Source organism: Actinomycetes bacterium (assembly GCA_035489715.1).
In the GTDB taxonomy this organism is placed as follows: Bacteria; Actinomycetota; Actinomycetes; order JACCUZ01; family JACCUZ01; genus DATHAP01.
This window is the reverse complement of record DATHAP010000019.1, coordinates 1-9,869: the sequence shown is the minus strand read 5'-3', so window position 1 is coordinate 9,869 and position 9,869 is coordinate 1. Positions and strand designations below refer to the sequence as shown.

Here is a 9,869-nt window from a genome sequence, read left to right as displayed (position 1 = left end):
GACGCACTCGTCGACCGGGCGGAACGCCTGGCTGAGTCCGACCCCGGCCAGGCGAACCGCCTGTGGCGCCGTGTCTTCCGCTCGGTCACAGACCGCGCCATCATCGTGCCCACGCACAACTACACCCAGTCGATGGTCGTGTCCGAACGGATCGGCAACTTCCAGGCGGGAACAGTGCTCGGCCCGCTCTTGGACCAGATGTGGGTCCGTTAGGTCGGGTACGGATCAGTGCTCAGCCGGGCGTGCAGGTGGTCGTCCAGCCGGGTCCCGTCCGGCTCGCGCCAGGCGCCACGCATGATGCCCTCGAGGACGTAGCCCGCCTTCTCCGCGACCCGGCACGATGCCTCGTTGCCGACCGTGTGCGGCAGCGAGATCCGCTCGACGCCGAGGCCGCCGAACGCCCATCCGGTGACGGCCAGCAGGGCGGCCGTCGCGACACCGCAGCCCCGCGCCCAGGGCGCGGTGCGGTAGCCGACCCACGCGCTCCGGCTCTCCTGGAGGTCGATCTGCCAAAGCGAGATGGTGCCGGCCAGTCGGCCGGTGGTCGCGTCGAGGACCGAGAACGTCGCGTGGGTGCCGTCGGACCAGTCGGCCCCGCTCTCGCACCACGCGCGGGCGGTCGCCAGGTCGACGACCTTCGGTGCGTCGTTCCACCGCCGGGTGAGCGGGTCGTGGAGCATCGCCAGCGCGTCCTCGGCCTCCCGCGGGTGCGGTGGCCGGAGCTGCCACGCGCCGGCCGAGATCTCGACGTGCTCGATGGCCGGCTTGCTCATCGCCCGACCAGCCGTACGTGCTCGTGCTCGTCGACGAACGTCCCCTGCAGCAGGAACGACTCGCGCTGCACCGACTCGAGGGCGAAGCCCGACTTCTCCGCCACCCGGCAGGAGGCGTCGTTCCCGATCGCGTGCTGCAGCCGCAGGCGGTGCAGCCCCAGGCCGTCCTCGCCGAGGCCGTAGCCGGCGGCGACGCGCAGCGCGGCGGTGGCGATCCCGCGGCCGCGGTGCTCCGGCAGGACCCAGTAGGCGACGCTCGCGTGCATGTCGTAGCGGTTGACGCTCCGGATCCCGGTCGCGCCGGCCACCGCACCGTCGACCTCCACGGCCCAGGAGACGGTGCTGCCCTCGTCGGCCCGGCGGCGCAGCCGTTGCAGGAACCGCAGGGCGTCGACCTCCGTCGTGGCCGTGCTGCCGCCGCCCCACCGGACGACGTCGCGGTCGGCGAGGCCGCGGGCGAGCGCGGGCACGTCGTCCTCGCGCCACGGACGCAGCTGTACGTCGTCGTCGGCCAGGACGGGCACCACCAGCCGGCCGGGCGGCGCCTCCGCCGGTGGTGGCGGGTCGGTCGCCAGCCGGGCGTGCCGGTGCATGTCGTGCGGCGGGCCGCCGTCGTCGTGGTCGAGCGACGAGCGCTCGGTGCCCTCGTAGGAGAACCCGCTGCGGGTTGCGACCGAGCATGACGTGAGGTTGTCCACCGCATGCACCAGCTCGATCCGGTGCACGCGCAGCTCTTGGGTGGCATACCTCACTGCGGCGCCGACAGCGGCCACCGCGACTCCGCGCCGTCGGTGTCCGGGGTGCACGCCGTAGCCGATCACCGCGGTGACCGGTCCGTCGTGGAAGCGGAACAGACCGGTACGTCCCACCAGCTGACCGGTCGCTGCATCGCGGACCGCCCAGTCGAGTCGCTCTGGCCCGGTCCGGACGGCCATCCACGCTCGAGCGTCGTCGAGGGTCCGTACGTGGCGCAGGGACTCCGACCAGCGCCTCGAGGCCGGGTCGTCCGCCATCTCGAGCACCGCCGGCAGGTCGCTCTCGAGCCACGCGGAGAGAACCACCCCGTCCCCGCGGACCTCGGGCGAGGGGTTCGGCGGAGGGACCCCGCTCACCGCAGCTCCCCCGGCAGCAGGCCGGCCACCCAGCCGTCGCGGCGCACCCCGCGGTGCAGCAGCCCGGACCGGGCCGTGCCCTCCAGCCGGAAGCCGAGCTTCTCGGCGACCCGCAGCGACGCGTCGTTGCCGACGATCGCCGTCCACTCGATGCGCTCCAGGCCGAGCACCTCGAAGCCGAAGCGGACCACCAGCCGGGCGGCGGCGGTCATCACCCCCTGCCCGCGGGCGTCCGGCGCGGTCCAGTAGCCGATCTCGCGCATCGAGGCGTCGCGGGCGTGCAGGCCGACCATGCCGAGCAGCCGGTCCGCGGTCGCGTCGACGACGGCCCAGGTCATCTCGCCGTCCTCGGCCTGCCAGCGGGCCGGTCGCTCGGCGACGAACGTCCGGGCGTGCTCCTCGGTGTAGGGGACCGGCACCGGCACGAACCGGGCGAGGGTCTCGTCCTGGCAGGCGGCCGTGATCGCCGGCACGTCCCGCGGCTCGGGGAGCCGCAGGAGCAGGTTGCCGTCGGTCAGGGTCACGGGGCCCGGGAAGCTCACCTGCCCCATCCAACCGGGCACGAGGGAGCCGGTCGAGCCGTTAGCGGCGTACGAGCGCCTACGATGCTTGGTGCCGGCCGCTGCCGGCCGCACCCGGCCTGCGCGCCGGCCGTGCCGTCCGCCATACCGAGGAGTTCCCCGCGTGCCCGCCTTCTTCGACAAGATGCTCCGCGCCGGCGAGGGCAAGATCCTCCGCAAGCTCACCGGCATCGCCGGGCAGGTCAACTCGATCGAGGACGACTTCGTCGGCATGACCGACGCCGAGCTGCGCGCGATGACCGACGAGTTCCGCGAGCGGCTCACCGACGGGCAGAGCCTCGACGACATCCTCCCCGAGGCGTTCGCAACCGTCCGCGAGGCGGCCCGGCGGACCCTCGGGCAGCGGCACTTCGACGTCCAGCTGATGGGCGGTGCGGCGCTGCACCAGGGCAACATCGCCGAGATGAAGACCGGCGAGGGCAAGACCCTGGTGGCCACCCTGCCGTCCTACCTCAACGCGCTAGAGGGCAAGGGCGTGCACGTCGTCACGGTCAACGACTACCTTGCGGAGTACCAGTCCGAGCTGATGGGCCGCGTGCACCGGTTCCTCGGTCTCGAGGTCGGCGTGATCCTCGCGCACATGCGGCCCGAGGAGCGACGCCAGCAGTACGCCGCGGACATCACCTACGGCACCAACAACGAGTTCGGCTTCGACTACCTGCGCGACAACATGGCCTGGACCCGCGACGAGCTGGTGCAGCGCGGCCACAACTTCGCCGTCGTCGACGAGGTCGACTCCATCCTGATCGACGAGGCCCGCACGCCGCTCATCATCAGCGGCCCGGCCGACCAGGCCACCAAGTGGTACGCCGACTTCGCGCGGATCGTCGAGCGGCTGGCCCGCGACGTCGACTACGAGGTCGACGAGAAGAAGCGCACCATCGGCGTGCTCGAGCGCGGCGTCGAGCGGGTCGAGGACTTCCTCGGCATCGACAACCTCTACGAGTCCGCCAACACCCCTCTCGTGGGCTACCTCAACAACGCGATCAAGGCCAAGGAGCTGTTCAAGAACGACAAGGACTACGTCGTCATGAACGGCGAGGTCCTCATCGTCGACGAGCACACCGGCCGCATGCTGGCCGGCCGTCGCTACAACGAGGGCATGCACCAGGCGATCGAGGCCAAGGAGGGGGTGGAGATCAAGCAGGAGAACCAGACGCTGGCGACCATCACCCTGCAGAACTTCTTCCGCCTCTACGACAAGCTCTCCGGGATGACCGGCACGGCGATGACCGAGGCCGCCGAGTTCTCCCAGATCTACAAGCTGGGCGTCGTGCCGATCCCGACCAACAAGGAGATGATCCGCCAGGACCAGGCCGACCTGGTCTACAAGACCGAGGCCGCCAAGTTCGACGCGGTCGTCGACGACATCGCCGAGCGGCACGAGAAGGGCCAGCCGGTGCTGGTCGGCACGGTCAGCGTCGAGAAGTCCGAGCTGCTCTCCGGCCTGCTGAAGAAGCGCGGCGTCCGGCACGAGGTGCTCAACGCGAAGCAGCACGAGCGCGAGGCGACGATCGTCGCCGAAGCCGGCCGCAAGGGCGCCGTGACGGTCGCCACCAACATGGCCGGCCGCGGCACCGACATCATGCTCGGCGGCAACGTCGAGTTCCTCGCCGACCACGAGCTGCGCGGCCGTGGCCTCGACCCGGTCGACGCCACCGAGGACTACGAGAAGGCCTGGCCCGAGGCGGTCGAGCAGGTCAAGACGCGGGTGACGGCGGAGCACGACGAGGTGACGAGCCTCGGCGGGCTCTACGTCCTGGGCACCGAGCGCCACGAGTCGCGGCGCATCGACAACCAGCTGCGCGGCCGCTCCGGTCGTCAGGGCGACCCGGGTGAGTCCCGGTTCTACCTCTCCCTCGGCGACGACCTGATGCGGCTGTTCAACGCCGCGATGGTCGAGTCCTTCCTCACCCGCTTCAACATCCCCGAGGACGTGCCGATCGAGTCGCGGATGGTGACCAACGCGATCCGTTCCGCGCAGACCCAGGTGGAGGCGCAGAACTTCGAGATCCGCAAGAACGTCCTCAAGTACGACGAGGTGCTCAACCGCCAGCGGACCGTCATCTACGCGGAGCGTCGCCAGGTCCTCGAGGGCGCCGACCTGCACGAGCAGATCCGCCACATGGTCGACGACGTGGTCGAGGGCTACGTCGCCGCCGCCACCGGCGAGGGCTTCGCGGAGGAATGGGACCTCGAGCAGCTGTGGACCGCGCTCAAGACGCTCTACCCGGTCTCGGTGACGATCGACGAGCTCGAGGAGGCCTCCGGCGGCGACCGGTCCGGGCTGACCCCCGAGTTCCTCTCGGAGGAGCTGAAGGCCGACGCGCAGAATGCCTACGACGCCCGGGAGGAGACCCTCGGCGCCGAGGTGATGCGCGAGCTCGAGCGGCGCGTCGTGCTCTCCGTCCTCGACCGCAAGTGGCGCGAGCACCTCTACGAGATGGACTACCTGCAGGAGGGCATCGGCCTGCGCGCGATGGCCCAGCGCGACCCGCTGGTCGAGTACCAGCGCGAGGGCTTCAACATGTTCGCCGCGATGATGGACGCCATCAAGGAGGAGTCCGTCGGCTACGTCTTCAACCTCGAGGTGCAGGTGGAGGACGAGCAGGCCGCTGATGCCAGCGAGGGCGAGCACCACGCCGAGGTCGTCGCCAAGGGTCTCGACGCCCCGCGCCGGCCGTCACAGCTGCAGTACACCGCGCCGACGGTCGACGGCGACGCCTCCGCCGAGCCGACCCCGGCAGCGGTCGTCACCAGTGCCGACGACCCCTACGGTGACGTCCCGCGCAACGCCCCGTGCCCCTGCGGCTCGGGCAAGAAGTTCAAGCGCTGCCACGGCGACCCGCGCAACCGGTGACCGCTCGGCGATGACGCCAGCCGAGCTGCGGGCGCACTGCCTGGCCAAGCCCGGGGCCTGGTCCGACCAGCCCTGGGAGGGCGACCACGTCGCGAAGGTCGGCACCAAGATCTTCGCGTTCATGGGCCACGACACGGTGGGGCTCAAGTGCGGCGCCACCCGCGAGGAGGCCGACGAGTGGCTCGCCCGCTTTCCCGGCGACGCCTCGGTGATGCCCTACATCGGCCGATCGGGCTGGAACACCCTGCGCCTGGACGGGGCGATCCCGGACGACGACCTGCTCGAGGCGGTGGACGTGTCGTACGCGACCGTGGTCGCCAAGCTGCCCCGGAAGGACCGCCCGTCGGGTCAGCCGGAGGGCTCCTGACCGGGCGTCAGCCCAGCTCCAGGGCGGTGCACTGCCAGCGCCCGTCCAGCCCCTCCAGCCTCAGCGCGACGGCGGTCGTGCGCCGCCCCCGGGTCACCGTCGCCGCCACCTCGGCGACGCCGTCGGCCGGCTCGGTCACGTGCACCGACCGCACCGCGGCGCGCGCCGGCAGCCCGGTGCCGGGTGGCCGAGCACGGCGGCCCGGTCCCGGCCGGGAGGGCACCGGCACCAGAGCCGTGACGTCGTCGTAGACCTCGCTGCTCGTCCATCGCACCAGCTGCCCGGCCGGCCGGTCGCCGGCCAGCACCTCGACCAGGGCCTGCACCAGCCGTCCGCCCCAGGCTCGGGGCTCGGGCAGCTGGGCCCGCCGTGTCGGCTGCGGCCCGAAGTCGTCGAGGTCGGGGTCGGCCACCGGTCCGGGCGTACGTCGCCAGGTCACCGGGCCGGGGGTCGGCACGACCCGCATGTGCGCGGCGGGCGGCTCCGGGACCGCGGGCAGCCCGCTCGGCAGCACGAACGAGAGGGCCAGCGCCCCCTGGACCGCCGGCAGTGGCCCGTGCCCGTGCCCGTGCGGGCGGGAGCGGGCGGCCGGGTCGATCTCGTCGTCGTAGGGCGGCTCCCAGGACGGCGCAGGGAGCAGGTGCGGCGGCCGGCTCGGTGTCGGGGTCGGCGGGTTGCCCGTCGGCGTGGCGGTCAGTGGCGTGGCGGTCAGTGGCGTGGCGGTCAGTGGCGTCGGGCTCGTGGTCATCGCTCCTCCTGGGGGTCGGTGGGTGGGTGCAGGACCTGGCCGGGCCGGATCAGGTCGGGGTCCGGGCCGACGACCGCCCGGTTGGCGTGCCACCAGCGCGGCCAGGCGGCAGCGACGGCCCGGTCGTCGGCTCGCTCGTCGGCCGGGTCGCCGTCGGCCAGCCGGGTGGCGGCGAGCGTCCAGAGGGTGTCGCCCGGCCGCACCACCACGGCATCCCGGCGGGCCGGGCGGTCGGCTGACCACGCGGCGCGTCGCGGCCAGCCGTGCCGGTCGCCTGCGTCACCTGTCTCGGCGGGGCTGGTCGGGCTGGTCGGGCTGGTCGGGCTGGGCGGGCCGCCGGCCGGGCGGTCCACCGCGGCGTGCGCCGCAACCGGACCGGCGCTCAGGGCGACGCCCAGGGCCGCCGCCGCCAGCCGCCGGGTGATCGACGGCATGGGTGACCCGGCCGTCGACGGGGCCGTCGACGGGGCCGCCGACGGGGCAGCCGACGGGGGAGGCCGGACCGCTCGTCCGGCCCGGATCGTCTCCCCGGCCTGCGCCACGACTGCGACCGTGAAGGAGACGGACCACCAGCAGAGGGTCAGCAGCGCACCGGCCGCCGCGGTGGGGCCGACCCAGGCGTCGAGCGCTGCCGGGCCGGACCGCTCAGCGGCCGCAGACCCGTCCAGCACGACGCCGGCGAGCAGCCGCCCGACCACCAGGGCGACACCGGCGGTGGCCGCCACGACCAGCCCCGCGCGAAGCCTCAATCGATGAAGTGCCATTCCGCCCCGTTACCTTTGTTTACGTATGTTTGCGTTCTACTAGTGCCGTTCACCTCGTGTCAATCGGTCGTCCACAGGCCTGGTGGGCACTCGGACGCCCGGCTTGGGCAGGATGGGGCGTCGGCGTCGGACGGGCGTCACGCGTGGGGAGGCAGAGCAGGGATGCGCTGGGACGACCTGTTCGGCGACCTGGAGGCGCAGCTCGACGCCGCCGAGGCTGCCTCGGTCGTCGCCGAGGTGGCCGACCGGTCCCGGCGCGAGAGCGCGCTGCTGACGCTGGCCGAACGGCTGGGCGGGTCGCTCGGCGGCCGGGTCGGTCTGCACGCGGTGGGGGCGGGTCGGGTCGACGGGCGTGTGGTCGAGGTCTCGGACGAGTGGCTGCTCCTCGCCGGCGACGCGGGCACCCAGGTCCTGGTCACGATGTCCGCCGTGCAGTCGGTCACCGACCTGGCGCCGACCTCGGAGTCGATGGCGGCCCCTGCGGGTCAGCGGGTGCGGCTCGGCCTCGGGGTCGCGCTGCGTGCCATCGCTCGCGACCGGTCGCCGGTCGTGGTCCACCTGACCGGCGGCGGCACGGTCGAGGGGACGCTGGAACGCGTCGGCGCGGACTTCGTCGAGCTCACCGAGCACCCGGCGGCCGAGGTCCGGCCGCGCCGGTCCGGCGCCGTGCGCACAGTGCCCTTCGCCGCCCTGGCGCTGGTGCGCTCGCGGGCCTAACGGGTTCAGGGGCCAGGTCGGGCGGGGTCACCTGGTCACGGGACCGGCCTCGGTGTCGCCCCCGTCGCCGTCGCCGTCGTCGACCGCACCCGGCGGGCCGCCGTCTTCGGCCGGCCGGCCGAAGCGATGGGTGGTCACGAAGTCGCGCGTCTCGGCGTACATCCGGGCGATGTAGGCCTCGAGCTCGCTCACCTCGACCCGCCACTGACCGCGGCCGCCGATCTTGATCGCGGGCAGGTCGCCGGAGCGGACCAGCGCGTAGACCTGGGCCGAGGAGATGTTGAGCACCTCCGCGACGTCCGCGAGCTGCAGGAAGCGACGACCGGTCGGCCCGGGGTCGCTCGGGACGGTCATGGACGCTCCTCGCGGGACGGCAGGTGGATCAGTGGATCAGTATGGCGGCCGGGCCCGGGCGGCGGCGGCCTGCCTGTGGACGACGGGTGGCGGTCTGGCGCCCGGCACGCCAGGATGCTGCCTCGACCGGCGTGCAGCGGGGGCCGGTCCGCGAGCCACGACGGGGGAGCGTCACGGTGACCGACCTGCCCAGCCCGAGAGCAACCCGACTGCCGCGTGCGCGCTGGCTCGACACCCGGCTGCTGCTGGGAGTGCTGCTCGTCCTGCTGGCCGTGGTCCTGGGCGCCAAGGTGCTCGCCGACGCGGACGAGCGGGTCGAGGTCTGGTCGGTGACCCGGGACCTCGGCAGCGACACCGTGCTCGCGCCGTCCGACGTGTCGGTGACCGCCGTCCGGCTCGACCAGGCCGCACGGTCGTACGTCGCGGCAAGCGAGGACGTGGAGGGGGTGGTGCTGACCCGGCCGGTCGGCCGCGGCGAGCTGCTGCCGCTGTCGGCGGTCACCGACGACGCGGCGCCGGACCTGCGCCGGGTGGTCATCGAGGTGGACCGCTACGGGGTCACCGGCCTGGACAAAGGCCGCGTCGTCGACGTCTACGTCGTGCCCGAGGAGGCGGCGGGTGAGGAAGAGGTCCCTGCCCAGCTGGTGCTGGGGTCGGTCACGGTCGCCGAGGACGTCCGCGGTGAGGGCGGGTTCGGTGCCAGTGGCGACAAGGCGGCGGTGACCCTGCTCGTCGATAGCGGTGACGTGCCCGCGGTGATCGACGCCGTGGCCCACGGGTCGGTCTACCTCGTCCACGTGCCGGCCGGGTCCTCGTGACCGTCCCGGTGCTGACGGCCGTCACCGGTGCGGTCTGGGAAGCCGGGCTGGTGGCCGGCCTCGAACGCAGCCCGTCGGGGCTGCGCGTGGTGCGGCGCTGCGCGGACCTGCCCGACCTGCTGGCCGTGGCCGCGACGGGCACGTCGCGGGCCGCTCTGCTGTACGCCGGGCTGCGGCGTCTGGACCGGGACGCCGTCACCCGCCTGGCCGCGGGCGGGGTGGCCGTGGTCGGCCTGCACGACCCGGGCGACGACCAGGCCGCGCTCCGCCTGCGCGCGCTCGGCGTCGAGCAGGTGCTGCCCGGGGACGCCGCGCCGGCCGACCTCGCTGCCGCGGTCAGCGCGGCAGTCTCCGCGCTGTTCGGCCGCACCCGGGAGTCGGCCGGGTGGAGCTCGCCGCCGCGCGGCCGGTCGGCGCCGAACGGCTCGGCGCCGAACGGCTCGGCACCGAACGGCTCGTCGAACGGCTCGGCATCGAACGGCCTGGCGCCAGCGCCCGGTCAGGTGGTCGCTGTCTGGGGTCCCGCGGGCGCACCGGGGCGCACCAGCGTCGCGGTCACGCTGGCGGCCGAGCTGGCCGCCCTGGGCACCAGCGCACTGCTGGCCGACGCCGACGTCTACGGCGGCTCGGTCGGCCAGGTGCTGGGCCTGCTCGACGAGGCGCCCGGCCTGGCGGCGGCGGCTCGGTCGGCGGGCAACGGGGCTCTCGACCGCTCGGCGCTGGCCGCGCTCGCCCCGGTCGTCGCTCCGCACCTGCGGGTGCTCACCGGCATCAG

Annotated in this window: 12 protein-coding genes; 6 read left to right on the top strand and 6 right to left on the bottom strand. The window is 73.6% G+C overall.

Features of this window, described 5'->3' with window-relative positions; all coding sequences use genetic code 11:
- Positions 1 to 213, top strand: a 213-nt coding sequence (locus tag VK640_01370; protein ID HTE71836.1) for a hypothetical protein, incomplete at its 5' end; no start/stop codon positions are given.
- On the opposite strand, the gene VK640_01365 is transcribed toward VK640_01370, so the two are convergent.
- From VK640_01365 to VK640_01355, 3 genes are read right to left on the bottom strand one after another with little or no spacing between them, the layout of a single operon-like run.
- Positions 210 to 773, bottom strand: a complete 564-nt coding sequence (locus VK640_01365; protein HTE71835.1) for a GNAT family protein — start codon at positions 771 to 773, stop codon at positions 210 to 212. The genes VK640_01370 and VK640_01365 overlap by 4 nt on opposite strands.
- On the bottom strand, positions 770 to 1,885 hold the full coding sequence (locus VK640_01360) for a GNAT family N-acetyltransferase (GenBank protein ID HTE71834.1): 1,116 nt from the start codon (positions 1,883 to 1,885) through the stop codon (positions 770 to 772). The genes VK640_01365 and VK640_01360 overlap by 4 nt, the downstream gene beginning before the upstream one ends.
- The gene (locus tag VK640_01355; protein ID HTE71833.1) at positions 1,882 to 2,427 is read right to left on the bottom strand and encodes a GNAT family N-acetyltransferase; all 546 of its coding nucleotides are present in this window, start codon (positions 2,425 to 2,427) and stop codon (positions 1,882 to 1,884) included. The genes VK640_01360 and VK640_01355 overlap by 4 nt, the downstream gene beginning before the upstream one ends.
- Before the next feature lie 163 nt (positions 2,428 to 2,590).
- Between VK640_01355 and secA the strand changes: the two genes are divergently transcribed.
- Both secA and VK640_01345 read left to right on the top strand, forming a co-directional pair.
- The gene (secA, locus tag VK640_01350) at positions 2,591 to 5,326 is read left to right on the top strand and encodes a preprotein translocase subunit SecA (protein ID HTE71832.1); all 2,736 of its coding nucleotides are present in this window, start codon (positions 2,591 to 2,593) and stop codon (positions 5,324 to 5,326) included.
- 10 nt (positions 5,327 to 5,336) lie between these two features.
- Positions 5,337 to 5,693 carry an MmcQ/YjbR family DNA-binding protein gene (locus VK640_01345; GenBank protein HTE71831.1) on the top strand — a complete coding sequence of 119 codons (357 nt, stop codon included), beginning with the start codon at positions 5,337 to 5,339 and terminating at the stop codon, positions 5,691 to 5,693.
- A 7-nt stretch (positions 5,694 to 5,700) separates the two neighbouring features.
- On the opposite strand, the gene VK640_01340 is transcribed toward VK640_01345, so the two are convergent.
- Positions 5,701 to 6,441, bottom strand: coding sequence for an Rv3235 family protein (locus tag VK640_01340; GenBank protein ID HTE71830.1), 741 nt, complete (start codon positions 6,439 to 6,441; stop codon positions 5,701 to 5,703).
- Positions 6,438 to 7,166 carry a hypothetical protein gene (locus VK640_01335; protein HTE71829.1) on the bottom strand — a complete coding sequence of 243 codons (729 nt, stop codon included), beginning with the start codon at positions 7,164 to 7,166 and terminating at the stop codon, positions 6,438 to 6,440. The genes VK640_01340 and VK640_01335 overlap by 4 nt, the downstream gene beginning before the upstream one ends.
- Before the next feature lie 201 nt (positions 7,167 to 7,367).
- On the opposite strand from VK640_01335, the gene VK640_01330 reads away from it, so the two are divergent.
- Positions 7,368 to 7,922: a hypothetical protein gene (locus tag VK640_01330; GenBank protein ID HTE71828.1), complete on the top strand. Its 555-nt coding sequence runs from the start codon at positions 7,368 to 7,370 to the stop codon at positions 7,920 to 7,922.
- A gap of 27 nt (positions 7,923 to 7,949) precedes the next feature.
- On the opposite strand, the gene VK640_01325 is transcribed toward VK640_01330, so the two are convergent.
- Entirely contained in the window at positions 7,950 to 8,276 is a 327-nt protein-coding gene (locus VK640_01325; protein HTE71827.1) for a helix-turn-helix domain-containing protein, read from the bottom strand.
- A gap of 176 nt (positions 8,277 to 8,452) precedes the next feature.
- Here VK640_01325 and VK640_01320 point away from each other — a divergent pair, with 176 nt between their 5' ends.
- A complete protein-coding gene (locus VK640_01320; GenBank protein ID HTE71826.1) occupies positions 8,453 to 9,094 on the top strand; it encodes an SAF domain-containing protein in 642 nt (213 codons plus the stop codon).
- The coding region (locus VK640_01315) for a chromosome partitioning protein (protein HTE71825.1) at positions 9,091 to 9,869 on the top strand (779 nt) is incomplete at its 3' end. The genes VK640_01320 and VK640_01315, both read left to right, overlap by 4 nt.